This window comes from Teichococcus aestuarii, from assembly GCF_003116135.1.
GTDB lineage: Bacteria > Pseudomonadota > Alphaproteobacteria > Acetobacterales > Acetobacteraceae > Pseudoroseomonas > Pseudoroseomonas aestuarii.
The window spans coordinates 74,573-98,684 of record NZ_PDOA01000005.1 but is presented as its reverse complement, the minus strand read 5'-3'; the positions used below and the strand labels follow the sequence as shown (position 1 = coordinate 98,684).

The 24,112-nt window shown below is 73.5% G+C and carries 21 protein-coding genes; 13 read left to right on the top strand and 8 right to left on the bottom strand.

All coding sequences use genetic code 11. The features are described 5' to 3' along the window. Positions 1 to 107: 107 nt before the first annotated feature. The 8 genes from CR165_RS09840 to CR165_RS09805 are packed head-to-tail and all read left to right on the top strand — an operon-like array spanning position 108 to position 8,677. Complete coding sequence (locus tag CR165_RS09840; RefSeq protein ID WP_109516814.1) at positions 108 to 1,625, top strand: replicative DNA helicase; 1,518 nt, start codon at positions 108 to 110, stop codon at positions 1,623 to 1,625. Then, complete coding sequence (gene alr, locus CR165_RS09835; RefSeq protein WP_109516813.1) at positions 1,606 to 2,733, top strand: alanine racemase; 1,128 nt, start codon at positions 1,606 to 1,608, stop codon at positions 2,731 to 2,733. Before CR165_RS09840 ends, alr begins: the two co-directional genes overlap by 20 nt. Positions 2,734 to 2,748: 15 nt before the next feature. Further along, complete coding sequence (locus CR165_RS09830; RefSeq protein ID WP_109516812.1) at positions 2,749 to 3,534, top strand: MlaE family ABC transporter permease; 786 nt, start codon at positions 2,749 to 2,751, stop codon at positions 3,532 to 3,534. Further along, the gene (locus CR165_RS09825; protein ID WP_109516811.1) at positions 3,531 to 4,304 is read left to right on the top strand and encodes an ABC transporter ATP-binding protein; all 774 of its coding nucleotides are present in this window, start codon (positions 3,531 to 3,533) and stop codon (positions 4,302 to 4,304) included. Before CR165_RS09830 ends, CR165_RS09825 begins: the two co-directional genes overlap by 4 nt. Before the next feature lie 58 nt (positions 4,305 to 4,362). Further along, on the top strand, positions 4,363 to 5,811 hold the full coding sequence (gene radA / locus CR165_RS09820; protein ID WP_109516810.1) for a DNA repair protein RadA: 1,449 nt from the start codon (positions 4,363 to 4,365) through the stop codon (positions 5,809 to 5,811). A gap of 19 nt (positions 5,812 to 5,830) precedes the next feature. Next, complete coding sequence (locus CR165_RS09815) at positions 5,831 to 6,433, top strand: CvpA family protein (protein WP_245906305.1); 603 nt, start codon at positions 5,831 to 5,833, stop codon at positions 6,431 to 6,433. A gap of 28 nt (positions 6,434 to 6,461) precedes the next feature. Beyond that, entirely contained in the window at positions 6,462 to 7,949 is a 1,488-nt protein-coding gene (gene purF / locus CR165_RS09810; RefSeq protein ID WP_181378086.1) for an amidophosphoribosyltransferase, read from the top strand. A gap of 8 nt (positions 7,950 to 7,957) precedes the next feature. Next, a complete protein-coding gene (locus CR165_RS09805) occupies positions 7,958 to 8,677 on the top strand; it encodes an SDR family NAD(P)-dependent oxidoreductase (RefSeq protein WP_109516996.1) in 720 nt (239 codons plus the stop codon). A gap of 24 nt (positions 8,678 to 8,701) precedes the next feature. Here the strand turns inward: CR165_RS09805 and CR165_RS25000 are convergent, their stop codons facing one another. Then, positions 8,702 to 9,181 (bottom strand): GNAT family N-acetyltransferase, encoded by a 480-nt coding sequence (locus CR165_RS25000; RefSeq protein WP_181378085.1) that lies wholly within the window; start codon positions 9,179 to 9,181, stop codon positions 8,702 to 8,704. Between the two features lie 268 nt (positions 9,182 to 9,449). Between CR165_RS25000 and CR165_RS09795 the strand changes: the two genes are divergently transcribed. Then, positions 9,450 to 10,511: an aspartate-semialdehyde dehydrogenase gene (locus CR165_RS09795; RefSeq protein WP_109516806.1), complete on the top strand. Its 1,062-nt coding sequence runs from the start codon at positions 9,450 to 9,452 to the stop codon at positions 10,509 to 10,511. 51 nt (positions 10,512 to 10,562) lie between these two features. On the opposite strand, the gene CR165_RS09790 is transcribed toward CR165_RS09795, so the two are convergent. From CR165_RS09790 to CR165_RS09770, 5 genes are all read right to left on the bottom strand, one after another. Next, complete coding sequence (locus CR165_RS09790; protein WP_109516805.1) at positions 10,563 to 11,915, bottom strand: hemolysin family protein; 1,353 nt, start codon at positions 11,913 to 11,915, stop codon at positions 10,563 to 10,565. Between the two features lie 109 nt (positions 11,916 to 12,024). Next, positions 12,025 to 13,362 carry a ribosome biogenesis GTPase Der gene (der, locus tag CR165_RS09785; protein ID WP_109516804.1) on the bottom strand — a complete coding sequence of 446 codons (1,338 nt, stop codon included), beginning with the start codon at positions 13,360 to 13,362 and terminating at the stop codon, positions 12,025 to 12,027. A gap of 121 nt (positions 13,363 to 13,483) precedes the next feature. Continuing rightward, positions 13,484 to 14,827 (bottom strand): outer membrane protein assembly factor BamB family protein, encoded by a 1,344-nt coding sequence (locus CR165_RS09780; RefSeq protein WP_245906304.1) that lies wholly within the window; start codon positions 14,825 to 14,827, stop codon positions 13,484 to 13,486. Then, the gene (locus tag CR165_RS09775) at positions 14,824 to 15,486 is read right to left on the bottom strand and encodes a tetratricopeptide repeat protein (protein ID WP_109516803.1); all 663 of its coding nucleotides are present in this window, start codon (positions 15,484 to 15,486) and stop codon (positions 14,824 to 14,826) included. The genes CR165_RS09780 and CR165_RS09775 overlap by 4 nt, the downstream gene beginning before the upstream one ends. A 121-nt stretch (positions 15,487 to 15,607) precedes the next feature. Continuing rightward, positions 15,608 to 16,927 (bottom strand): dihydroorotase, encoded by a 1,320-nt coding sequence (locus tag CR165_RS09770; protein WP_109516802.1) that lies wholly within the window; start codon positions 16,925 to 16,927, stop codon positions 15,608 to 15,610. 121 nt (positions 16,928 to 17,048) lie between these two features. Here CR165_RS09770 and CR165_RS09765 point away from each other — a divergent pair, with 121 nt between their 5' ends. Then, positions 17,049 to 17,690 carry a TenA family protein gene (locus CR165_RS09765; protein ID WP_109516801.1) on the top strand — a complete coding sequence of 214 codons (642 nt, stop codon included), beginning with the start codon at positions 17,049 to 17,051 and terminating at the stop codon, positions 17,688 to 17,690. A gap of 94 nt (positions 17,691 to 17,784) precedes the next feature. Here CR165_RS09765 and asnB read toward each other — a convergent pair whose 3' ends face one another. Next, on the bottom strand, positions 17,785 to 19,542 hold the full coding sequence (gene asnB / locus CR165_RS09760) for an asparagine synthase (glutamine-hydrolyzing) (protein ID WP_109516800.1): 1,758 nt from the start codon (positions 19,540 to 19,542) through the stop codon (positions 17,785 to 17,787). 289 nt (positions 19,543 to 19,831) lie between these two features. Here asnB and CR165_RS09755 point away from each other — a divergent pair, with 289 nt between their 5' ends. Both CR165_RS09755 and CR165_RS09750 read left to right on the top strand, forming a co-directional pair. Beyond that, entirely contained in the window at positions 19,832 to 21,118 is a 1,287-nt protein-coding gene (locus CR165_RS09755; RefSeq protein ID WP_109516799.1) for an O-antigen ligase family protein, read from the top strand. Between the two features lie 64 nt (positions 21,119 to 21,182). Further along, positions 21,183 to 22,214 carry a glycosyltransferase gene (locus CR165_RS09750; RefSeq protein ID WP_109516798.1) on the top strand — a complete coding sequence of 344 codons (1,032 nt, stop codon included), beginning with the start codon at positions 21,183 to 21,185 and terminating at the stop codon, positions 22,212 to 22,214. Between the two features lie 17 nt (positions 22,215 to 22,231). Here CR165_RS09750 and CR165_RS09745 read toward each other — a convergent pair whose 3' ends face one another. Then, positions 22,232 to 23,158, bottom strand: coding sequence for a glycosyltransferase family 9 protein (locus tag CR165_RS09745; RefSeq protein ID WP_109516797.1), 927 nt, complete (start codon positions 23,156 to 23,158; stop codon positions 22,232 to 22,234). A 92-nt stretch (positions 23,159 to 23,250) separates the two neighbouring features. Here CR165_RS09745 and ygfZ point away from each other — a divergent pair, with 92 nt between their 5' ends. Next, positions 23,251 to 24,072, top strand: coding sequence for a CAF17-like 4Fe-4S cluster assembly/insertion protein YgfZ (gene ygfZ / locus CR165_RS09740; RefSeq protein ID WP_109516796.1), 822 nt, complete (start codon positions 23,251 to 23,253; stop codon positions 24,070 to 24,072). The last annotated feature ends 40 nt before the right edge of the window (positions 24,073 to 24,112 follow it).

Genomic DNA, 24,112 nt, shown 5'->3' with positions numbered 1-24,112 from the left:
CGGGGCTGCCGCCGCCGCCGTGTCCTGCCGGTGACAGCCGCGTATCATCCCCGCTATCCACAGCCCGGGCCTCGCACAGCCCGGGCGGGAGGGGCTAGATTGGCCCCATGAACAGCGTACCCCCGCCCGGCGAAGTGCTCGGCCTCTCGCAGCGCCTGCCACCCTCGAACCTGGAGGCGGAGCAGGCCCTGCTCGGCGCGCTGCTGGCCAACAACAAGGCCTATGAGCGCGTCTCCGAATTCCTGGCGCAGGAGCATTTCGCCGATGCCCTGCACGGCCGCATCTTCGCCGCCATCCAGCGCCGCATCGAGGCCGGCCAGCTGGCCGACGCCGTCACGCTGCGCGCCGAGTTCGAGCATTCCGGCCTGCTCGACGAGGTGGGCGGCGCCGGCTACCTGGCCAAGCTGCTCGGCGCCATGGTCGGCATCATCAATGCCGGCGAGTACGGCAAGGTCATCCATGATTGCTGGCTGCGCCGGCAGCTGATCGACCTCGGCGAGACGGTGGTGAACCGCGCCTTCGGCGCCGATGCCGAGCTGGAGGCGCGCGAGCAGCTGGAGGCGGCCGAGCAGGCGCTGTTCGACCTCGCCAAGGATGGCGGCTCGGAGGGCGGCTTCGTCACCTTCAGCCGGGCGCTGACCGATGCGGTGAGCATGGCCGAGAAGGCCTTCACCAGCGGCGGCGGCGTCTCCGGCCTGCCTTCCGGCCTGCGCGACCTGGATGCCAAGACCGGCGGCCTGCACCCGTCCGACCTCGTCATCCTCGCCGGCCGCCCCGGCATGGGCAAGACGGCGCTGGCCACCAAGGTCGCCTTCGGCGCCGCCAAGTCCCTGCTGCGCGACGCCGAGGACGAGCACGGGCCGGGCGCGGTGCCGAAGGGCGGCTGCGCCATCTTCTCGCTGGAGATGAGCGCCGACCAGCTCGCCACCCGCCTCCTCTCCGAGGAGAGCCGCGTCTCGGGCGACCGCATCCGGCGCGGCGAGATCCAGCAGCGCGACTTCGACCGCTTCGTCGAGGTCAGCCGCGAGCTCGCCCGCCTGCCGCTGTTCATCGACGACACGCCCGCCATCACCATCTCGGCCATGCGCACCCGCTGCCGGCGCCTCAAGCGCACGCGCGGCCTCAACCTGATCGTGGTGGACTACCTGCAGCTGATGCGCCCCGCCGCCGGCAGCAAGCCGGAGAACCGGGTGCAGGAGATCAGCCAGATCACCCAGGGGCTGAAGGCCATCGCCAAGGAGCTGGCGGTGCCGGTCATCGCCCTCTCGCAGCTCTCCCGCCAGGTGGAGAACCGCGAGGACAAGCGCCCGCAGCTCTCGGACCTGCGCGAATCCGGCTCGATCGAGCAGGATGCCGACATGGTGATGTTCGTCTACCGCGACGACTACTACCTGAAGATGCAGGAGCCGAAGCAGACCAACTTCGACAACGCCGAGAAGTACGAGGCGGCCCTGGCCAGCTGGAAGGACCGCATGGAAAAGGCCTACAACCGCGCCGACCTGATCGTCGCCAAGCAGCGCCACGGCCCTACCGGCACCATTCCGCTCTTCTTCGAGGCGGAGTTCACCCGCTTCGGCGATCTCGACATCGTGCACGGGGACATGCATGGCGGCAGCGATTACTGAGGCGGAAGCCGCCGCCTTCCCGGCCCGCGCCGCGGCGGATTTCGCGGGCGAGCTGGTGGTCGATCTCGGCGCCATCGTCGCCAACTGGCGCGACCTCGGCGCGCGGCACCCCTCCGGCCCGGTGGCGGGCGTGGTGAAGGCGGATGGCTATGGCCTCGGCGCCGCTCCCGTGGCGCGCGTCCTGGCCGATGCCGGCTGCCGGCATTTCTTCGTCGCGCAATTCTCCGAGGGGCTGGCGCTGCGGGAGGCCCTCGGCCACGGCCCGATGATCGCCGTGCTGGGCGGCTTCCCGCCCGGCGCCGATGCGGGCGCGGCCCTCACCCCCGTGCTGAACACGCCCGAGGATGTGGCGGCGGCCCGCGCCGCGGGGCTGCGCGGCGCCATCCTGCATGTGGACACCGGCATGGAGCGGCTCGGGGTCAACGCCGCCGAGCTGGCGGGGCTGGGCGGCCTCGCGGGCCTCGGCCTGCGCTACGTGATGACCCACCTGGCCTGCGCCGACGAGCCGGCGCATCCGCTGAACGCCGCCCAGGCCGTGCGCTTCGCCGCCGCGCGGGCGGCGCTGCCGGGGGTTCCGGCCAGCTTCGCCAATTCCTCCGGCCTGTTCCTGGGACCGGACTTCGCCTCCGACCTCGCCCGCCCCGGCTGCGCCCTCTACGGCATCAACCCGGCGCCGGGCCGGCCGAACCCGATGCGGCAGGTGCTGCGCCTCACCATTCCCATCCTGCAGCTGCGCGACGTGCCGGCCGGCGCCACGGTCGGCTACGGCGCCACATGGACCGCGCCGCGGCAAAGCCGCATCGCCACCATTGCCGCGGGCTATGCCGATGGCTACCTACGGAGCCTGTCCAGCCGGGGCATCGGCATTCTCGCCGGTCGCCCTGTGCCGCTGGTGGGCCGGGTATCGATGGACCTCATCACTCTCGACGTGACGGATGTGCCGGAAGCCCGGCTGGGCGACAGGGTCGAGCTGATCGGCCCGGCGCAGACGCCGGATGCGGTGGCGGCGCTCGCCGGCACCATCGGCTACGAGATTCTCACCTCCCTCGGCGCCCGCTACCGGCGGCGCCACCTCGAGCCAGGCCGGCCTTCCGGCGCGGCGGCATGAAGCGGCGCGGCTGACTTGACCCTGATCCTGAACGTCCTGGCCGCCATCGGGCGCGGCGTGCTCGGCGCCTGCCGCGTCCTCGGCGCGGTGGTGCTGTTTGCCCTGGAGGGCGTCTCGCACATCCTCCGCCCGCCCTTCTATCCCCGGCTGATCGGCCGCGCCTTCGTCGAGATCGCCTATTTCTCGCTGCCGGTGGTGGCGCTGACGGCGGTGTTCACCGGCATGGTGCTGGCGCTGCAATCCTATTCCGGCTTCTCCCGCTTCGGCGCGGAGAGCGCCATCGCCAATGTGGTGGTGCTCTCCATCACGCGGGAGCTGGGGCCGGTGCTGGCGGGGCTGATGGTGGCGGGCCGCATCGGCGCCGCCTTCGCCGCCGAGATCGGCACCATGCGCGTCACCGACCAGATCGACGCGCTCACCACCCTCTCCACCAACCCGATGAAGTACCTGGTGGCGCCCCGCCTGCTGGCCGGCACCATCGCCATGCCGCTGCTGGTGGTCATCGCCGACATCCTGGGCGTCATGGGCGGCTGGCTGATCGGCACCGCGCAGCTCGGCTTCACCTCCGCCTCCTACCTCACCTCCACCCTGAACTTCCTGCAGCCGATGGATGTCATCTCCGGCCTGGTGAAGGCGGCGGTGTTCGGCTTCGTCATCACGCTGATGGGCTGCTACAGCGGCTACACCAGCCGCGGCGGCGCGCAGGGCGTGGGGGCTGCCACCACCACGGCGGTGGTCTCCTCCTCCATCCTCATCCTGGCGCTGGACTATGTCCTGACGGCGGCGTTCTTCGGCTCATGAGCAGCACCCCGAAAATCCGCCTGCGCGGCCTGACCAAGCGCTTCGGCGCCAAGACGGTGCTGGATGGCGTCGATCTCGACGTGGCGGCCGGCGAGGGCATGGTGGTCCTGGGCGGCTCCGGCTCGGGCAAGTCGGTCACCATCAAGTGCATCCTCGGCCTCATCACGCCCGATGCCGGCAGCATCGAGATCGACGGCCGCGACGTGCTCGCCATGCCGCGCCGCGAGCGCGAGGCGCTGAACGACCGCATCGGCATGCTGTTCCAGAACGGCGCGCTGTTCGACAGCCTGCCCGTCTGGGAGAATGTCTGCTTCAAGCTGCTGGCGCAGAAGCGCATCACCCGCGCAAAGGCGCGGGACAAGGCGGCCGAGGTGCTGGCCCAGGTGGGGCTGGCCGCCAGCGTCGGCGACCTCTCCCCTTCCGAGCTCTCGGGCGGCATGCAGAAGCGCGTGGGCCTGGCCCGCGCCATCGCCGCCGAGCCGGAGATCATTTTCTTCGACGAGCCGACGACGGGCCTCGACCCCATCATGGGCGCGGTGATCGACGGGCTGATCGTGGATTGCGTGAAGCGCCTCGGCGCCACGGCGGTCTCTATCACCCACGACATGGCCAGCGCCCGCCGCATCGGCGACACGGCGGCGATGATCCACAAGGGCCGCATCGTCTGGACCGGCCCGGCCGCCACGCTCGGCCACAGCGGCAACGCCATGGTGGACCAGTTCGCCAACGGCTCCCGCGAGGGGCCGATCACCATGGAGCTGCGCAAGTAGGGCCAGGGATGGGGCTCGCCCCCTCCCCTTCGTTCCCGGTTTGCCCCATATAGGGGGCATGGCCAAACCCACCGCCCGTTTCGTCTGCCAGAGCTGCGGCGCCATCGCGCCCAAATGGCAGGGCCGCTGCGATTCCTGCGGCGAATGGAACACCCTGACCGAGGAGGTGGTGGAGGTCCGCGCCCCCGGCCCCGCCGGCAAATCGGCCGGTGGCCGGCGGGTGGAATTCGTCAGCCTCAAGGGCCGGGCCGCGCCGCCGCCGCGCACCGAGAGCGGCATGGCCGAGCTGGACCGCGTGCTGGGCGGCGGCTTCGTGCCCGGCTCGGTGGTGCTGGTGGGCGGCGACCCGGGCATCGGCAAGTCCACCATCCTGCTGCAGGCGGCGGCGCGCATCGCCAGCGCCGGGCGGCGGGTGCTCTACATCTCGGGCGAGGAGGCGATCGACCAGGTGCGGCTGCGGGCGCTGCGCCTCGGCCTCTCGGAAAGCCCGCTCGGCCTCGCCGCCTCCACCAGCCTGCGTGACATCGCAGCGACGCTGGAGGAGGAGAAGGAGGCCACCCTCGTCATCGTCGACTCGATCCAGACAGTGTGGCTGGACAGCCTCGACTCCGCCCCCGGCACGGTGAGCCAGGTGCGCGCCTGCGCCGCCGAACTGACCCGGCTGGCCAAGACGCGCGGCTTCGCCGTGGTGCTGGTGGGGCATGTCACGAAGGAAGGCACGCTGGCCGGCCCGCGCGTGCTGGAGCACATGGTGGACGCCACCCTCTACTTCGAGGGCGACCGCGGCCACCAGTTCCGCATCCTGCGCGCGGTGAAGAACCGCTTCGGCGCCACCGACGAGATCGGCGTCTTCGAGATGACGGACCGGGGGCTGATGGAGGTGGCCAACCCCTCCGCTCTGTTCCTGGCCGAGCGGCGCGGCAACATCTCCGGCAGTGCCGTCTTCGCGGGGATGGAGGGGACGCGGCCGGTGCTGGTCGAGATCCAGGCGCTGCTCTCCCCCTCCGCCTCCGGCGGCTCGCCGCGGCGGCAGGTGGTGGGATGGGATTCGGGGCGGCTGGCCATGCTGATGGCGGTGCTCGAATCCCGCTGCCGCGTCAGCCTCGGGCAGAACGATGTCTACCTGAACATCGCCGGGGGCCTGCGCATCAACGAGCCGGCGGCCGACCTCGCGGTGGCCGCCGCCCTGGTCTCGGCCGCGACCGACCGCCCCACCGATCCAGGCATGGTGTTCTTCGGCGAGGTCGGCCTCTCGGGCGAGGTGCGGCAGGTGGCGCAGACCGACCTGCGCCTGCGGGAGGCCGCCAAGCTCGGCTTCCTGGCCGCCATGCTGCCGCGCCGCGTGGCGCGCGGCGGCCGCGCGGCCGCCGCGCATGACGGGCTGCGCCTGGCCGAGATCGGCCATCTGGCCGACCTCGTGGCGCCGCTCGCCGCCGCCGCGCCGGCGAAAAAGGAGAAGGCCAGGGAGAGGGCCCCCGAGAAGGCGGAGAAGCCGGCGGCGGAATGAGAGCCGCCCGCCGCCGCCATTGCGTGACTCCCGCCCGGTGCTTGGCTATACGCTGCCCCCGATGACCTGGGTGGACGGCATTGTCCTCGCGGTGCTCGCCCTCTCGGCGCTCATCGCCTTCTTCCGCGGCCTGGTGCGCGAGGTGCTGGGCGTCGGCGCCTGGATCGGCGCGGCCCTGTTCGCCATCACCATCCTGCCGGGGCTGCGGCCGCTGGCCGTGGGCTACATCCAGCCCGAATGGCTGGCCGAGCTGATCGCCATCGGCGGCGCCTTCCTGCTGGCGCTTCTGATGCTGAAGCTGCTCATCGCCTGGTTCGCCAACCGGGTGCGGGACTCCGTCCTCGGGGGTCTGGACCGCGCCCTCGGCATGGTGTTCGGCCTCGCGCGGGGTGCTTTCCTGGTGGTCCTCGCCTATATCGTGGGCGGGCTGTTCCTCCCCGCCATGGATCGCTGGCCGGAGCCGGTGCGCGAGGCGCGGACCCTGCCCGTGGTGGCGGATGCGGCGGCGGCGCTTGTCTCGCGCCTGCCACCGGAGTATCGCCCGCGACTTCCCGACCTGCCGCAGCGCAGCATGCCCAGCATGGACGAGCTGCTGCGACCCCCGGCCAGAGGCCGGACATGAGCACGCCGGCCCGAGGCCGGTAACGAGGATGCCGATGCAGCCCCTGCCCTCCACCAATCCCTGGGATGAAGACGACGGCTTCCATGAGGAATGCGGCGTCTTCGGCGTCTGGAATGCCACGGACGCGGCGGCGCTGACCGCGCTCGGCCTGCACGCCCTGCAGCACCGTGGGCAGGAGGCCTCGGGCATCGTCACCCTCTCCGAGGCGGGCGCCTTCCACGCCCATCGCGGCCTCGGCCTGGTGGGGGACATCTTCGGCGACGTGAAGGTGATGGCCGGCCTCAAGGGCCGCTGCGCCGTCGGCCACAACCGCTACGCCACCACGGGCGAGACGGCGCTGCGCAACGTGCAGCCGCTCTTCGCCGACTTCGAGTTCGGCGGCCTCGCCGTGGCGCACAACGGCAACCTGACCAACGCCGCCACGCTGAAGCGCGCGCTCGTCCGCCGCGGCTGCCTGTTCCAGAGCACGACCGATTCGGAGGTGTTCGTCCACCTCATCGCCATCAGCCTCTACGCCAATGTGGTGGACCGGCTGATCGACGCGCTGAAGCAGGTGCAGGGCGCCTACTCCCTGGTGGCGCTGCATGACGGCGCGCTGATCGGCGCGCGCGACCCGATGGGCGTGCGCCCGCTGGTGCTCGGCCGCCTCGGCGAGGGCGAGGGCGGCGCCTATGTGCTGGCCAGCGAGACCTGCGCCCTCGACATCGTCGGCGCCGAGTTCATCCGCGACATCGAGCCGGGCGAGATCGTCGTCATCGACAATGGCGGGCTGCGCAGCATCAAGCCCTTCGGCCGCGGCCAGAGCCGCTTCTGCATCTTCGAGTACATCTATTTCGCCCGCCCCGACTCCGTCATGGAGGGCACGCCCGTCTATGGCACGCGCAAGCGCATCGGCGCCGAGCTGGCGCGGGAGAGCCATGTGGAGGCCGACGTGATCGTGCCGGTGCCGGATTCCGGCGTGCCCGCCGCCATGGGCTACGCCACCGAGAGCGGCATCCCCTTCGAGCTCGGCATCATCCGCAACCACTATGTCGGCCGCACCTTCATCGAGCCGACCGACCAGATCCGCCACCTCGGCGTGAAGCTGAAGCACAGCGCCAACCGGCCGATGATCGAGGGCAAGCGCGTCATCCTGGTGGACGACTCGATCGTGCGCGGCACCACCTCGCGGAAGATCGTCGAGATGGTGCGGCAGGCCGGCGCCAAGGAGGTGCACATGCGCATCTCCTCGCCGCCGACGACGCATTCCTGCTTCTACGGCATCGACACGCCGGAGCGGGACAAGCTGCTGGCCGCCAAGCACGATGTGGAGGAGATGGCCCGCATCATCGGCGCCGACAGCCTGGCCTTCATCTCGCTCGACGGGCTCTACCGCGCCCTGGGCCATGCGAAGCGCGACGCCGGCAACCCCGGCTATTGCGACGCCTGCTTCACCGGCGACTACGCCATTCCGCTGACCGACCTGGAAGGCCACCCCGAGCGCGTGCCCGCGCTGCTGGCGGCAAACGGCCAGTGAGCGCGGCGATGGCGGGAAAGCCGCTGGCCGGCCAGGTCGCCCTCGTCACCGGCGCCAGCCGCGGCCTCGGTGCCGCGCTGGCGCTGGAGCTGGCCCGGCGCGGCGCGCATTGCGTGCTGGTGGCCCGCACCCAGGGCGGCCTCGAGGAAACCGATGACGCCATCCGCGCGGAAGGCGGCAGCGCCACGCTGCTGCCCTTCGACCTGGCGGGCAAGGAAGCCGACAAGATCGACAGCTTCGGCCCCTCCCTGGTGGAGCGCTTCGGCCGGCTCGACATCCTGGCCCATGTGGCGGGCGCGCTGGGCAGCCTGACTCCCGTCGCGCATATCCAGCCGCGCGACTGGACGCAGCTTGTCGGCGTCAACATGAACGCCACCTGGCGGCTGATCCGCACCTGCGACCCGCCGCTGCGCGCGGCGCCGGCGGGCCGGGCGGTGTTCGTCACCACCGGCCGGGTGCAGCGCCCGAAGCCTTATTGGGGCCCCTACGGTGCCACCAAGGCCGGCATGGAGCATCTGGTGAAGACCTGGGCCATGGAGGTGGCGGAGAGCCGCCTGCGGGTGAACCTGTTCGACCCCGACGTGGTGGCCACCAAGATGCGCGCCCAGGCCATGCCGGGCGAGGACCCCGCCACCATCGCCCAGCCGGCCGATGTCGCCCCCGCCTTGGCCGATCTCTGCATGCCCGCCGAGACGCGCCAGGGCGAGACGGTGCTGTTCCGCCGCTGAAGGGGCCGCCGCCTGGGGGCGCCGCTACGCTCCGGTGAGCGGCGCCAGCGCGCGGCGCATCAGCGCGACCTCGCCCGCGCCATGCGCCAGCCGCTCCTCGCACACCCAGCCGAGCCGCGTGTAGAGCCGCTCGGCCGAACCCGTGTAGAGCCACAGCGTCGCTGCCCCCTGCTCCTGCGCCAGGGCCTGCACCGCCCGCACCAGCCGGCCGGCATGGCCCTGCCGGCGCGCCTCCGGCACCACGTAGAGGCCGGCGAGCCAGGGCGTCAGCAGCGGCCGCGCCTCCAGGTCGCCCGCCGCCAGCGAGGCGGTGCCGAGCGGCCGCCCCTCGGCCAGCAGCACCAGGCTCTGCGGCAGGGCGGGCGGCGCCTGCGGCAGGGCCAGCATCGCCATCACCGCCTCCGGGCCGTGCCCCTGCGCCCGCCAGAAGGCCTCCCACAGCCAGGTGGCCACCTGCGGGGCCAGATCCGGCCGCCGGTTCAGGCTGACGATCTCGATGGTCATGCCGGCTCTTTCCTCCTTGCGGGGGCAGTACCGCCCCCTCGGCCTCGCGCCATCTTGACGCACAGGGGGTTCCGGGGCGAAATACGCAGCATGTTCGCCCCGATCATCATCAAGCGCATTACCAAGACGACCGCTCCGGCGGGGCGTCCTCTGGTGCATGCGCGGGTCGCCGCAGCATAAATCACCAGAAGGCCCCGCCGGAGACGGACGGGGCCAAAGCCGGACACGCCGGCGCCCGTCTCTCCCGGCACCACCGGACAGAGACCCCATGCTCACCCTTCAAGACCCCGCCGAAGCCCAGCCGCACCTGAACGTGGCCGCCAGCCCCGTGGTGGCCATCGTCGGCGCCACCGGCGCGGTCGGCGTCGAGCTGCTGCACTGCCTGGAGGCGCGGAACTTCCCGCTCTCCCGCCTGCGCCTGCTGGCCTCCCCCCGCTCCGCCGGCCGCACCATGACCTTCCGCGGCGAGGAGCTGCCGGTCGAGGCCCTCACCGAGGAGAGCTTCGAGGGCGTGGGCCTGGCGCTGTTCTCCGCCGGCTCCGGCGTCTCCAAGCGCTACGCCGCCGCCGCCGTGAAGGCGGGTGCCGTGGTGGTGGACAATTCCTCCGCCTTCCGCATGGACCCCGACGTGCCGCTGGTGGTGCCGGAGGTGAACGCCGCCGCCATCGCGCAGCACCGCGGCATCATCGCCAACCCCAACTGCGTGGCCGCCATCGCCACCGTGGCGCTGGCGCCGCTGCACCGGGCGCACCCCATCCGCCGCCTGCATGCCGCCACCTACCAGGCGGCCTCCGGCGCCGGGGCGGCGGCCATGGAGGAGCTGCGCGAATCCACCGCCGCCCATCTGCGCGGCGAGAGCTTCGAGCCCAAGGTTCTGCCGCACCCCTACGCCTTCAACATGTTCAGCCACAACGCCGAGATGGACCCGGAGAGCGGCTACAACGGCGAGGAGACCAAGGTGGTGGCCGAGACGCGGCGCATCATGGGCACGCCGGCGCTGCCCATCGGCATCACCTGCATCCGCGTGCCGGTGCTGCGGGCGCACGGCATGGCGCTGACGGTGGAGTTCGACACGGTGGTCTCCGCCGAGGAAGCCCGCGCCCTGCTCGCCGCCGCCCCCGGCGTGAAGCTGGTGGATGACCGCGCCCGCAACTACTTCCCCATGCCGAGCGACGCCTCGGGGCAGGACGACGTGCTGGTGGGCCGCATCCGGCCGGACAGCGGCGACCCCTCGGGCCGCTCGCTCAGCCTGTTCGTCGTGGGCGACCAGCTGCTGAAGGGGGCGGCGCTCAACGCGGTGCAGATCGCCGAGGCGCTGCTGCCCCGGTGAGGGGGTGAAGGCCGGGGGAAGGAATTCCCCCGGACCTCCCTCTTCTTTCTGTCAGTTTTCCGGGTCGGGAGTCAGGACGCGGGTGACCAGGAGCTGGTTCACGCGGAAACCCTCCACATCCACCACCTCGAAGACGAAGCCGGCCGCCTCCACCTTGTCCGCCTTGCGCGGCACGCGGCGCAGCCGGTGCATCACGAAGCCGCCCGCCGTGTGGTAGGGGCCATCCACCGGCAGCGCCTCGGTGCCCAGCGCCACGGAGACATCGGCCATCGGCGCGATGCCATCCACCAGCCAGGAATCCGCGTCCCGCTTCAGGATCGCACGCTCCTCGAAGGGATCGGCCAGGCCGCCCACCAGCGCCGCCAGCACGTCCTTGTAGGTGACGAGGCCGGTCACCACCGCGTATTCGCTCACCACCAGCGCGAAGCCCGCCTTCTGCGCCTCGAACTGCGCCAGCACCTCCCACAGGTCCAGCGTCTCGGGCACCGAGGGCACGTCCCGCCGCATCGGGCCGGGGGCGGCGGCGCCGGGCTTGGTGGTGTCCGGCTTCAGCGACTCGGGCTTCAGCGCGCCGACGCCGGCCTGCAGCACCTCGGCCAGCACGTCCTCGGCGCGGGTGTAGCCCACCACATGGTCCAGCCCGCCATCGCAGACAGGGTAGCGGGAATAGGGCTGGCGCCGCACCTTCTCGCGCCACGCCTCCGGCGTCTCCTTCAGGTCGAGGAAGACGATCTCGTCGCGCGGGGTCATGGCGGAGGTGACGGTGCGCTCGCGCAGCGCCAGCACGTTCTCGATCAGCCGGTGCTCGGCGGCGTCCAGCGCGCCCGATTCGGCGCCGGCGGCCAGGGTGGCGCGCAGCTCCTCGGGCGTCACCGTCTCGTGCACCACGGCGGTGGGCAGGCCGAGCAGCCGCATCAGCGCATCCGCCAGCCCCGAGAACACCCAGACCAGCGGCCGCAGCAGTCGCACCGCCAGCGCCGGGAACCAGCCGGTGAGCACGGCGATGCGCTCCGGCTGCATCATCGCCACCCGCTTCGGCACCAGGTCGGAGAAGATCACGAACAGGGTGGTGACGGTGACGAAGGAGAAGGCCGAGGCAGCGGGCGCGGCCCACTCCCCGGCGCCGAGGCGCTCCAGCGCGGGGGTCAGCACCGGCGTCAGCGCCCCCTCGCCCAGCACGCCGCCCAGCACGCCGAGCGCGTTGACCACGATCTGCAGCGCCGTGACCACCGCCGCCGGGTCCTGGCGCAACGCCAGGAAGCGGGTGGCGCGGGCCTCGCCGCCCTCGGCCAGCAGGCGCAGCCTTGTCTCCCGCGCCGCCGCGAAGGCGATCTCCGAGAGCGAGATGAGGGCGCCCACCCCGCTCAGCAGGAGGATCAGCAGCAGGGCGAGCAGGATATCCACGGGAGGGGCCTTCCGGTCAGCACGGTGTCACACGTCGCCGGCAGGATGCCACAGGCCGTGGCCCTTTGCGCCGCCCCCCCGCATGACGATGCGGTGGCGGCGCGTGGCCTCATTCCTCGACGAAGGGGTTCCTGCCGCCGCGCCCATGCAGGCGGATCGGCACGCCCGGCATGTCGAACGCCTCGCGGAAGCTGTTGACGAGGTAGCGCCGGTAATCCTCCGGCAGGTCCTCGGCGCGGGGTCCGAACACGGCGATCGTCGGCGGCCGCGCCTTGGGCATGGTGGCGTAGCGCAGTTTGATGCGCCGCCCATCGACCAGCGGCGGGGTGTGGCGGGCCACGGCGGCCTCGAACCAGCGGTTCAGCTCGCCGGTCGGGATGCGGCGGTTCCAGCGCTCCAGCGTCTCGCGCACGGCGGGCATCAGCCGGTTCACGTTCTTGCCGGTGATCGCCGAGAGGGTGACGACGCTGACGCCCTTGAGCTGCGCCAGCGAGGCCATCAGCACGTCGTCCAGCGCGCGGCGGGCGGCGGTGCGGTCCTCCACCGCGTCCCACTTGTTCAGCGCGATGACCACGGCGCGGCCCTCGCGCTCGGCCAGGCGGGCGATGCGGAGGTCCTGCTCGTCCATCCCCAGCAGGGCGTCGAGCACCAGCACGGCCACCTCCGCCTCCTTCAGCGCGGCGATGGTGGAGCCCACCGACATCTGCTCAAGGTTCTCGATGATGCGGGCCTTCTTGCGCATGCCGGCGGTGTCCACCAGCCGCACCTTGCCGCCCGTCTCGTCGATCCACTCCACCGCCACGGCGTCGCGCGTCAGGCCGGGCTCGGGGCCGGTGATCATGCGCTCCTCGCCCAGCAGGGCGTTCAGCAGGGTGGACTTGCCGGCATTCGGGCGGCCGACGATGGCCAGCCGCAGCGGCCGGTCGCGGTCCCGCACCTCGGGGTCCTCTTCCTCCGGCAGCATCGGCAGCGCCGTGGTGTAGAGGTCGGCGATGCCCTCGCCATGCTCGGCCGAGATGGCGACGGGGTCGCCAAGGCCCAGCTCATAGGCCTCGTAAGCGGCCATGCCGCCGCCCCGCCCCTCGGTCTTGTTGGCGACCAGCAGCACGGGGGCAGGCTGGCGGCGCAGCCAGGCGGCGAAGGCGCGGTCGGAGGGGGTGATGCCGGCGCGGGCGTCGATGACGAACAGCACCAGATCCGCCTGCCGCACCGCCACTTCGGAGCTGGCGCGCATGCGGCCGGCCACGGTGTCGGGCGGGGCCTCCTCCAGCCCCGCCGTGTCGAGCAGCAGCACGGGGCGGCCGCCGATGCGTGCCTCGACCTCCTTGCGGTCGCGGGTGACGCCCGGCGTGTCGTCCACGATGGCGATTTTCCGCCCCGCGAGGCGGTTGAACAGCGTGGACTTGCCGACGTTGGGCCGGCCGATGATGGCGATACGGGGGAGCATGATACCGCCGCTTTAGAGCAGATCGCGCCCCGGCGAAACCATGTTGCGGCGCATGCCGGCCCCCCGCCCGCCGAGACACCGGGGTGGACACCGGGGGGACACCGCCCCCCGGGCCGGGATCTCAGCCGCCGCGATAGGCGACGAGGGTGCCGTCATCGGTCAGCAGCACCAGGGTCTGCTGCGCCACGGCGCCCGGCAGCAGCGTGCCGCCGGGCAGGCGCAGACGGCCCGCCACCTGCCCCTCCGCCGGATCGACCAGCAGCGCCTCGCCCCCGCTGCCGGGCAGCACGATCTGCCCGCCCGCCAGGATGGGCGTGGCGAAATAGGCCGGGTCCTGCTTCTTCTGGCCCGGCGCGGGCGCGTTCAGCTCGCTGATCCAGCGGATGCGGCCATCCTCGCGCCCCACCGCCAGCAGCTCGCCATTGGCGCCCACCAGGAACAGCCATTCCCCCGCGGCGACGGGGCTGGCGGTGCCGCCCACCTCGCGCTCCCACAGCCGGCGGCCGGAGCGCAGGTCCACCGCCATCGAGGTGCCGCCCATGCCCATGGCATAGACGCGGCCCTGGTGGATCACCGGCAGGCCGCGCACGCCGGAGATGTCGCCCAGGCCGCGCAGGCCCTGCCCGGCCAGGCTCTCCGTCCAGAGCACGCGGCCATCCTCGGGCCGCAACGCCACCAGCTCGCCCGAGGGGAAGCCGGCGACGACGAACTCGCCCTCCACCGCCGGCGCCGGCAGGCCGAGCGGCACCGCCGTGGTCGGCTGCGCCCGATAGGCCCAGAGCCGCTTGCCGTCCTGTGCCGAGAGGCCGAGCAGCTGGTTCTCGATGGTGGGGATGAAGATGCGGCCATCGGCCACGGCGGGGGCGCCGCGCGTTGGCGCCGGCAGCCGCACCCGCCAGCGCACGGCGCCGGTGGCGGGGTCCAGCGCCAGCATCTCGGCCATGCCGGTGGCGACGTAGAGCGTGCCGTCGGCGAAGGCGCAGCCGGCGCCGACAGCGCCCGTGTCGTCATCCTCGGGCCGCGTGTCGAAGCGCCAGCGGCGGCCGCCCGAGGCGAGGTCGAAGGCCGAGACCACGCCATAGGCGTCGGCCGCGAACACCGTGCCCTGGGCGATGACGGGGCCGGCGGTGATGCGCCGGCGGTAGGAGCTGCCGGTGCCCACCGAGGCGCGCCAGGCTTCCGCCAGGCGCGGGCCCACGGCGTTGTGGCCGGCATCGTGCGTGGCGCCGCCACCGGGCTGCGGCCATTCGGCCCGCGCCTGGGGCGGCGGCAGCGCCACGGGGCGGCCGGCGATGCCGGCATCGGCCGCCAGTTCCCGCTGCGCCGTCAGCACCGAGTGGCGCTCGCCCGGCAGCGGCGGCTTGCTGTCGCCGAAAACGCCGTCCAGCAGGCCGCAGCCGCTCAGCAGGCCGGCGCCACCCAGCAGCGCGGCGCGCCGCGTCCAGATCTTCCTGTCCCGCATCATACCCCCAATCCCGCCGCGAGGCGGCTGGCGCGGTCGCGCAGGCCGCGCGGCGCGTTCACATCGGCCGCCAGGGCCTCCAGGTCACGCTTGGCCTCGGCGGTCTCGCCGCGCCGGATGGCGAGCAGCGCCCGCAGCTCCCGCGCCGAGGCGCGCCAGGGGCTACCCGTCGGCCCGCCCGCCTGGGCCAGCGGCTCCAGCCGGGCGGCGAGCAGCGCCGGGTCCTGGCTGTCCATGCCGTGCAGCGCCCACATCAGGCTGGCGAGGTCGCGGTAGAGCTGCGGCGCGGCGCTGTCGGACGCCACCTGGTCCCACATCACCAGGGCGGCCGCGCGGTCGCCCGTCTCGGCCTTCAGCGCGGCGGCGCGCAGCAGGGAGAGGAGGCGGTAGCCGGCCGGGCTCTCGGCGGCGAGGGCGGCGAAGCGGTCGCCCACCGCCTTCAGGTCGGCGCCCTGGGCCTCGGCGGCGCGGTGCGCCTCCAGGAAGGTCGTGGCCGCCTGGCTGGCCTGCCGCTGCTCGTACCACCGCCAGCCCTGCCAGCCGCCCAGGCCGACCAGAACCAGCAGCGCCACGCCGGCCAGCATGCCGCCATATCGCACACCCAGCTGCCGGGCCCGTTCGGCCCGCAGCTCCTCCTGCACTTCGTCGAAGATATCCGGCAAGGTCCGGCCTCTGTGAAAAGTGGCGCGGACCATAGCGGCAGCGGCGCGCCACGTTAAGCCTCTGGCGGTGGAGCTTCGGCGGCGGGGCCGGGCGGCCCCGCCCCGGCCCGGCCCCGGGGCCTCAGCTGTGGAAGCTGACGGGGCGGCCTTCCGGGGCGCCCAGCGCCGTGTCGTCGCGCATCGCCACATGGCCGCGCACCACCGTCATCACCGGCCAGCCGGTGACGCGCTGGCCGGCGAAGGGCGTCCAGCCGCAGGGCGAGGCGATCCAGCTCTCCTCGATGGTGCGGGCGCGCTTCATGTCCACGATGGTGAAGTCGGCATCGTAGCCGGCGGCCAGCCGCCCCTTGCCCACCGCGCCATAGACGCGGGCCGGGCCGGCGGCCATCAGGTCCACCAGCCGGCCGAGCGAGAGGCGGCCGGCATTCACATGGTCCAGCATCAGCGGCACCAGGGTCTGCACGCCGGTCAGGCCGGCGGCGGTGGCCGGCCAGGGGCGCTCCTTGGCGGCGCGGCTGTGCGGCGCGTGGTCGGAGCCGATGCAGTCCACCGTGCCGTCGCGCACGGCGGCCCAGGCGGCCTCCTGGTGGCGGGCGTCGCGGATCGGCGGGTTCATCACCGCATAGCCGCCGAGGCGGTCATAGGCCTCGTCCGTCTGGCTGAGGTGGTTGACCAGCACCTCCACCGTGGCGACGTCGCGGAAATCCTTCAGGTAGCCCAGCTCCTCAGCGGTGGAGACGTGCAGGATGTGGGCGGGGCGGCCGGTCTCGCGCGCCAGCGCCATCAGCCGGCGGGTGCCGAGGAAGGCGCATTCCACGTCGCGCCACTCGGCGTGCAGGCGGTGCGGGCCGCCGGCGGCGTAGAGCGGCTTGCGCTCCTGCAGCCGGTACTCGTCCTCCGAGTGGTAGGCGATGCGGCGGCGGCCGGAGCGCATCACCCGCTCCAGCGAGGCATCGTCCTCCACCATCAGGTCGCCGGTCGAGGAGCCGGCGAACACCTTGATGGCGCAGACATCCGGGTTGGCCTCCAGCGCCGCCAGGGCGCCGATGTTGGAGCGCGCGGCGCCGACATAGAAGCCGATGTCGCACCAGGCGCGGCCCTTCACATAGGCGCGCTTGTCCTCCAGCGCCTGCTGGCCGGTGATGGCCGGGCTGGTGTTGGGCATGTCGAACACCGCCGTGATGCCGCCGAGGATGGCGGCCTTCGTGCCGGTCTCGATGGTCTCCACCGCCGGGTCGCCGGGATCGCGCAGGTGCACATGCGGGTCGATCAGGCCAGGGAGGATGTGCAGCCCGGCGCAGTCCAGCACCTCGGCCGCCTCGGCCGTCCGCAGGTCGCCGAGCGCGGCGATGCGGCCGGCGCGCACGCCGACATCGACCTCCTCCTCGCCCCAGGGGAGCACGCAGCGTCCGCCGCGCAGGATGAGATCGTAGCTGGTCATGCGGAGCATTCCTCTCGGATGGGGCCGGTCGTGGCCTTCTCTCTAGGCAGTTTCCGCCCCGGGGGCGACCCCCGACCGCGGCTCTGCTATCCGCATCCGGCACGACCGGGAGACCAACGCCATGCCCCAGACCGGATTCTCCGAGGCGCTGCGCCGCGCCTGCGCCGAGGACTGGAACGCCGCCATCCGCCACCGCTTCGTCGACGCCATGCTGGACGGCACCGCCGAGCCGGCGCGGATGCGGGCCTATCTGGTGCAGGACTACCAGTTCATCGACCGCTTCGTGGCCCTGCTCGGCGCCGCCATCGCCAGCGCCGACAGCTACGCCGCCCGCCTGCGCCTCTCCGGCTTCCTGGCGATGATCACCAGCGACGAGAACACCTACTTCCAGCGCGCCTTCGACGCGCTCGGCGTGCCGGAGGCCGAGCGCACCGCCCCCGTGCTGAGCGGCACCACCCGCGCCTTCCAGGACCTGATGCGGGAGGCGGCGGAGAGCCGCTCCTACGCCCGGGCGCTCTCCGTGCTCGTGGTGGCGGAGTGGCTCTACCTCGCCTGGGCCAGCCGCCGCAGCGGCCCCCTGCCGCCGGATTTCGTCCATGCCGAGTGGATCACCCTGCACGACAACGACTTCTTCCGGGGCTTCGTCGGCTGGCTGCGCTCCGAGCTGGACCGGGTGGGGCCGGCGGAGGAAGCCGCCTGCGCCACGCTGTTCCGGCGGGCGGTGCGGCTGGAGCGGCAGTTCTTCGACGATCTGTACGCGTAAAAAAGGCCGGGGGAAGGAATTCCCCCGGGCCCCCATCTTTTTTCTGCCGGTTGAGCGATACGTGGGTGGGCGGCGTGCCGCCCGGACGCTTCCCTTACCGTGCGGCCAGGTAGGCGAAGGTGTCGCCCTCCGGCATCACCCCCTCCACATGCCGGCGGTGCCAGAGCGCGTAGAACAGCAGGTGCCAGGCGGCGAAGCCCTCGCGCTTGCCGGCGGCGGCCTTGAACAGCGCCACCACCTTCTCCGGCCGGGCAATCTCCATCACCCCCGGCTGCGCCGCCACCAGCGGGCCGAGCTGCTCGCCCCGGGCACCGATCCAGGCGCCCACCGGCACGGTGAAGCCCTGCTTCGGCCGGTGCGGCTCGGCGGCGGGGAAGTTCCGCGCCAGCCACTCGCGCAGCAGCCACTTGCCGGCGCCCTTGCGCACCTTCAGCCCGTCCGGCAGGCGGAACACCGCCTCGGCCACGGCACTGTCGAGGAAGGGGGTGCGGCCTTCCGCGCCATGCGCCATCAGGCAGCGGTCGAGCTTGATCAGCAGGTCGTTGGGCAGCCAGTCGGCCACGTCCAGCGCCTGGGCGGCCATCAGCCGGGTGCGGCCGGGCAAGGCCACGGCGGCCTCGGCGGCGGCGATGCCGTCGCGCCAGCCGGTCGGCGCCGCGCGCAGCACGTCCAGCCGGTCGAAGGCGCCACGGGTGCGGGGCGCCTTGCCGCCCAGCCACCAGGGGCGCATCGCAGCGCGGTAGCGTCCATAGCCGCCGAGCAGCTCGTCCCCCCCCTCGCCGGAGAGCACCACCTTCACCGCCTGCCGCGCCCGCCGCGCCAGGAACCAGGTGGGGATGATGGCGTAGTCCGCCGCCGGGTCGTCCATGGCGGCGACGATCTCGGGCAGGTGGCGCCACACATCGGCCTCGCCCACCATCACCGTCTCGTGCCGGGCGCCGGCGGCGCGGGCCAGGGTGGCGGCGCGCTCGCGCTCATCGGCGGCGCCGGGAATGTCGAAGCCGGCGGTGAAGGCGCGCACCGGCGCCTCGTTCAGCCGCGCCATCATCGCCAGCACCGCGGCGCTGTCCGTGCCGCCCGAGAGGAACATGCCGTAGGGCACGTCGCTCCGCTGGTGCAGCTCGACGCTGGAGCGGAAGGCCGCCTCGAAGCGCGCCAGCGCCTCGGCCTCGGTGGCGGCGACCGGCCCGCCCTCGGGCAGGGCGGCGCGGCGCCGGCGCTCCAGCACCTTGCCTTCCGAGATGGCGATGGTCTCGCCCGGCAGCACGCGCCGGATGCCCTCGAAGATGGTCTCCGCGCCGGTGGTGAACTGCATCTGCAGCAGCTCGGCCCGCGCCTCGGGGCGCAGCCTCGGCGCCACCAGCCCGGCGCCGATCAGCGCCTGCGGCTCGGAGGCGAAGGCGATGCCGCCCGGCAGCTCGGCGGTATAGAGCGGCTTGATGCCGAAGGGGTCGCGCGCCAGCACCACCTGCCGGGTGGCGCGGTCGTGCACGGCCAGCGCGTACATGCCGCGCAGCCGCTCGGCGAAGGCCAGCCCGTCGCGCCGGAACAGGTGCAGCGGCGGCTCGCAGTCGCTGCCGGTGGCGCAGAGGAGCTGGTTCTCGGTGCGCAGCTCCCGGTAGTTGTAGACCTCGCCATTGCCGACCAGCGCGGCAGGCCCGGCGAAGAGCGGCTGGTCGCCGCCCGCCAGGTCGATGATGGCCAGCCGGGTGTGCGCCAGCGCCACATTGGCCGCCACATGGTGGCCGGCGCCATCGGGGCCGCGATGCGCCAGCGCGTCGGTCAGGCGCTGCAGCAGCGCCGCATCCGGCACGGCGCGCCCATGCAGCGAGAGGCCGGCGATTCCGCACATGGCTCAGCCCTCCCGGCCGCGTGGCATGGCGGCGAAGCGTCGGGACAACGGGAAAGGAGCCACCCGTGGGGGCCGGAGCATCGGTCCCGGCCGCCCCGGGCGGGGCTGGGTCTGCGGCAGCATCGGGGCCATGCGCATGAAATTCTCAACCCTACCAAGCGGCTCGGGGGGGTTCCTGTCAAGGCACGACAAGGCGGGGCGGGCCGGAGGCTGCGTTCTTGCCTCGCCCGGGGCGGCATGGTTCTTTCCCGCGCCCTTCTTGCCGCCCTCGCCGGGAGTTGCCCCGCCCATGCCCCCTTCCGACACGCGCGGCCTGCGCGGCGCGAGCCTGCCGATCGGGCTGATGCTGGCCATAGCCCCCGCGGTGGCGGTGCTCCAGTTCCGCGCCGTGGCGCTGCTCACCGTGCTGGGCTTCCTCGCCGCCGTGGCGCTGCATGGATGGGAGCGGCGGCGCCTGCCGGGCGCGCGCGGCGCTGGCCTGCTGCCCTGGCCGCGCCCCGCCGTGCTGGCGCCGGTCCTGCTGCCGATGGGCTGGCTGCTGGCCAGCGCCGCCTGGTCCATCGAGCCGGGCCGCGCCGCCACCACCGCGCTCACCCTGGGCCTCTACATCCTGCTCGGCGCCATGGCGGCGCGGGCGGTGGCGGAGCAGCCGCCGCACCGGCTGCGCGCCGTGCTGCGCTGCCTGGGCTGGGGGCTGGCGGCGGGCATCGCCCTGGCCCTGCTCGACCATGCCAGCGGCAACTGGCTGCGCGCGGCGGTGCGCGGCATGAGCCCGGCCGAGGCGCCGCCCAACCTGCCCTTCGGGCTGAAGCCGGCGGTCTCCATCATCGCCGTGCTGCTGCCGCTGGCGCTGTGCCTGCCCCATGCCCAGCCGGCGGTGCTGCCGCGCGCGCTGCGCTGGGCGCTGCTGCCGGCGGGGGTGCTCACCGTGCTGTGGCTGCCCGCCGAATCCGCCAAGATCGCCGTGCTGGCCGGGCTGGCGGCGATGGCGGCGGCCTGGCTGCTGGGCGCCTGGGTGGCGCGCGCCGCTGGCGCCCTGCTGGCGGTGGCGGTGCTGGCGGCGCCGCTGATGTTCAGCGCCGCCCTGCCCCGCCTGCCGGCGCTGGACGCCATCCCGCCCTCCGCCGCGCACCGCGTGCTGATCTGGGAATTCGTGCTGGAGCGGATCGGCGAGCGGCCGCTGCTCGGCTGGGGCGGCGAGTCCAGCCGCAGCCTGCCCGGCGGGCGGGACACCTTCACGCCCGAGGCGCTGGAACGCTTCGGCCTCGGCGGCGCCGTGTCGCGCGCCTGGTTCGAGGGGGTGCGGGCGCAGCGCCTGCCGCTGCACCCGCACAACGCGCCATTGCAGATCTGGCTGGAGCTGGGCGCGGTGGGCGCGCTGCTGGCGGCGGGGCTGCTGCTGTGGCTGGGCTGGCATGGCGCGGCGCTGCACGCCCCCGCCGCCGCCGGGCTGCTGACATCGGGCGGGGTGGTGGGCATGCTCAGCTACGGCGTGTGGCAGGCCTGGTGGATCGGCGTGCTGCTGCTGCTGGCGGTGGGCCTCACCGCCCTCGCCCGGCTGCGCGCCACGCCGTGAGGCCCGGCGGCAACGGCGGCCGCGGCGGCGCATTGTCCCCGCCGGAACCTCCCGGGAGAATGGCATGAGGCTGGCCCAGGTGATGGCGGGCGCCCCGATGGGCGGCGCCGAGAGCTTCTATGAGCGCCTGTGCTGCGCCCTGCACGCCGCGGGGGAGGAGGTGCTGCCGGTCATCCGCGCCAATCCGGCCCGCGCGGCGCGGCTCTCGGTGCGGGGGCTCACGCCGGTGCAGCTGCGCTTCGGCCAGCGCTGGCTGGACCTGCCCACCCATCTCCAGATCCGCCGCCACCTGCACGCCTTCCAGCCCCAGGCGGTGGTGGCCTGGATGAACCGCGCCGCCGGCTTCACCCCGCGCGGCCCCTGGACTCTGGTCGGCCGCCTCGGCGGCTATTACGACCTGCGCCACTACCGCCATTGCGACCACCTGGTGGGCAACACGCGCGGCCTGCGCCGCTGGATGCTGGAGCAGGGCTGGCCGGAGGCGCGGGTGCACCACCTGCCCAACTTCGCCGAGGACATGGCCGGCGCCCTGCCGGCCGAGCTGCCGGACCTGCCTGAAGGCTCGCCGCGCCTGCTGGCGCTCGGCCGGCTGCACGCCAACAAGGCCTTCGACACGCTGCTGCGCGCCCTGCCGCATGTGCCGGGCGCCGTGCTGCTGCTGGCCGGCGAGGGGCCGGAGCGCGAGACCCTCACCCGCCTGGCCGGCGAGTTGGGCGTGGCGGAGCGCGTCCGCTTCCTCGGCTGGCGGCAGGACACGGCGGCGCTGCTGGCGGCCTGCGACGTGATGGTCTGCCCCTCCCGCCACGAGCCGCTGGGCAATGTGGTGCTGGAAGGCTGGAGCGCCGCCCGCCCCGTGGTGGCCGCCGATGCCGATGGCCCCGCCGAGCTGATCCGCGACGGCGAGACGGGCCTGCTGGTGCCGCGCGACCAGCCGGAGGCGCTGGGCCGCGCCCTGGCTACCCTGCTGGCCGACCCCGGGCGCCGCGCCACGCTGGCCGCGGCCGGCCGCGCCGCCTACGAGGCCAGCTTCTCCGAGGCCGCCGTGGTGGCGCAGTGGCAGGATTTCCTGCGCCGGGTCTTGCCTGGCGCGGGCTGAGCCACCGGCTTACGGCCTCAGCCTTCCGGGGTGTCCTCGGGTGTGTCCAGCAGGGCCACCGCCGCCGCCAGCGCCGCCTCGACGCCGAGCGCCTCCATCGGCGCCCGGCCCGGCAGGCCACGCGCCAGCACCGCCCGCGCCCGCCGCCCCACCGGCGCGTATTCGGCCGCCGGGGTGGGGCCGAACAGCCCCAGCGTGGGCGTGCCCGCCGCCGCCGAGAGGTGCATCAGCCCCGAATCATTGCCCACGAACAGCGCGCAGCGGGAGAGCAGCGCCGCCGCCTCCGGCAGTTCCAGCCGCCCCACCAGATCGACCGCCTGCGGCAGCGCGGCCAGCACGGGCGCCGCCATGGCGGCCTCGGTGGCGCCGGGTCCGGCCAGCACCACGGGGCGCGCGCCCTCCAGCCGCCCGCCCGGCGCCGTCAGCGCCTGGAACAACGCCACGAAGCGCTCCGGCGGCCACACCTTGCCCGCCCAGTTGGCGCTGGGGCCGAGGGCGAGATAGGGCCCCTCCCCCGGCAGCAGCGCCGCGGCCTTCGCCGCATCCTGCGGGCCGAACCAGGCCACCGGGCGCGGCGCCGGGTGCAGCCCCAGCACGCCGGCCAGTTGCAGCAGCTTGTGCCCGGGCCGCCGCCCGCCGCGCATCACCGCGCGGCGCCGCGTCCGCACCAGCCAGGAGAGGGCGGAGCCGCGCAGATCCACCACCAGGTCCCAGCGCTGCCGCGCCACCTGCCCCCAGAGCGAGAACCAGTGCCCCGAGAAGCGCTGCTTGGCGAGCAGGATGGTGGCCTCCCGGTTCGGCATGCGGGCGAACACGCCTTCGGCCACCGGCCCGCAGGCCACGGTGATCCGCGCGCCGGGATAGGTCCGCAGCAGATGGTCCAGCAGGCCGGTGGAGAGCACCGCATCCCCGATCCGGGTGGCGGTCACGAACAGGATGCGCATGGTCGGGCGCGGCTCTAGCACGGTTTCCGCGCCGCGCGCAGAGGGACATGCCGCCGCTTGCCTCGGGCCGCCGGAACGCCAAATCTCATATCATGCCCATCGCCCCCCTCCCCGACCGCGCCGTGGTGGAACTGACCGGCGAGGACCGTGTCAGCTTCCTCCAGGGCCTCGTCTCCAACGACGTGGCGCGCGCCACCCCCGGCCATGCGGTCTGGGCCGCGCTGCTGACGCCGCAAGGCAAGTGGCTGGCCGACTTCTTCATCCTCGCCACGCCGGAGGCCCTGCTGCTCGATTGCGCCGCCGCCCAGGCGGAGATGCTGGCGCAGCGCCTCTCCCGCTTCCGCCTGCGCGCGAAGGTGGCGCTGGCGGCGCGGCCCGATCTCGGCGTGCTGGCCGGCTGGGGCGGCGCGGCCGTGCCGGAGGGCGCCGTCGCGGCGCCCGACCCGCGCCTGCCGGAGGCCGGCTGGCGCGCCATCCTCCCCGCCGCCGACCTGCCCGCCGGGAATGGCGACTATGCCCGCCACCGCCTCGCCCTCGGCCTTCCCGACGGCGCGCCGGACCTGGAGCCGGAGAAATCCGTGCTGCTGGAGGCCGGCTTCGACGAGCTGGACGGAATCTCCTGGAGCAAGGGCTGCTACATGGGGCAGGAGCTGACGGCCCGCACGAAGTATCGCGGCTTGCTGAAGCGGCGGCTGGTGCCGGTCGATGTGCAGGGGCCGCTGCCGGCGCCGGGCACGCCCATCCGGCGCGGCGAGGCGGAGGTGGGGGAGATGCGCTCCGGCCATGCCGAGGGGCTGGGGCTGGCGCTGCTGCGGCTGCCGATCCTGGGGGATGAGGCGCTGACCTGCGGCGAGGCCACGCTCATGCCGCGTATTCCGCACTGGATGCGGCTGCCGGAGAAGGCGGCGCCGTAGAAAAAGAAAAGGCCGGGGGAAGGAATTCCCCCGGGCCCCA

Coding starts and splice junctions, on each gene's coding strand:
- CR165_RS09750 (WP_109516798.1), top strand. CDS start 21,183: ATGAGGCTGGCCCAGGTGATGGCGGGCGCCCCGATGGGCGGCGCCGAG.
- der (WP_109516804.1), bottom strand. CDS start 13,362: ATGCTCCCCCGTATCGCCATCATCGGCCGGCCCAACGTCGGCAAGTCC.
- CR165_RS09745 (WP_109516797.1), bottom strand. CDS start 23,158: ATGCGCATCCTGTTCGTGACCGCCACCCGGATCGGGGATGCGGTGCTC.
- CR165_RS09755 (WP_109516799.1), top strand. CDS start 19,832: ATGCCCCCTTCCGACACGCGCGGCCTGCGCGGCGCGAGCCTGCCGATC.
- radA (WP_109516810.1), top strand. CDS start 4,363: ATGGCCAAACCCACCGCCCGTTTCGTCTGCCAGAGCTGCGGCGCCATC.
- CR165_RS09795 (WP_109516806.1), top strand. CDS start 9,450: ATGCTCACCCTTCAAGACCCCGCCGAAGCCCAGCCGCACCTGAACGTG.
- CR165_RS09780 (WP_245906304.1), bottom strand. CDS start 14,827: ATGATGCGGGACAGGAAGATCTGGACGCGGCGCGCCGCGCTGCTGGGT.
- ygfZ (WP_109516796.1), top strand. CDS start 23,251: ATGCCCATCGCCCCCCTCCCCGACCGCGCCGTGGTGGAACTGACCGGC.
- purF (WP_181378086.1), top strand. CDS start 6,462: ATGCCGATGCAGCCCCTGCCCTCCACCAATCCCTGGGATGAAGACGAC.
- CR165_RS09770 (WP_109516802.1), bottom strand. CDS start 16,927: ATGACCAGCTACGATCTCATCCTGCGCGGCGGACGCTGCGTGCTCCCC.
- CR165_RS09840 (WP_109516814.1), top strand. CDS start 108: ATGAACAGCGTACCCCCGCCCGGCGAAGTGCTCGGCCTCTCGCAGCGC.
- CR165_RS09825 (WP_109516811.1), top strand. CDS start 3,531: ATGAGCAGCACCCCGAAAATCCGCCTGCGCGGCCTGACCAAGCGCTTC.
- asnB (WP_109516800.1), bottom strand. CDS start 19,542: ATGTGCGGAATCGCCGGCCTCTCGCTGCATGGGCGCGCCGTGCCGGAT.
- alr (WP_109516813.1), top strand. CDS start 1,606: ATGGCGGCAGCGATTACTGAGGCGGAAGCCGCCGCCTTCCCGGCCCGC.
- CR165_RS09805 (WP_109516996.1), top strand. CDS start 7,958: ATGGCGGGAAAGCCGCTGGCCGGCCAGGTCGCCCTCGTCACCGGCGCC.
- CR165_RS09765 (WP_109516801.1), top strand. CDS start 17,049: ATGCCCCAGACCGGATTCTCCGAGGCGCTGCGCCGCGCCTGCGCCGAG.
- CR165_RS25000 (WP_181378085.1), bottom strand. CDS start 9,181: ATGACCATCGAGATCGTCAGCCTGAACCGGCGGCCGGATCTGGCCCCG.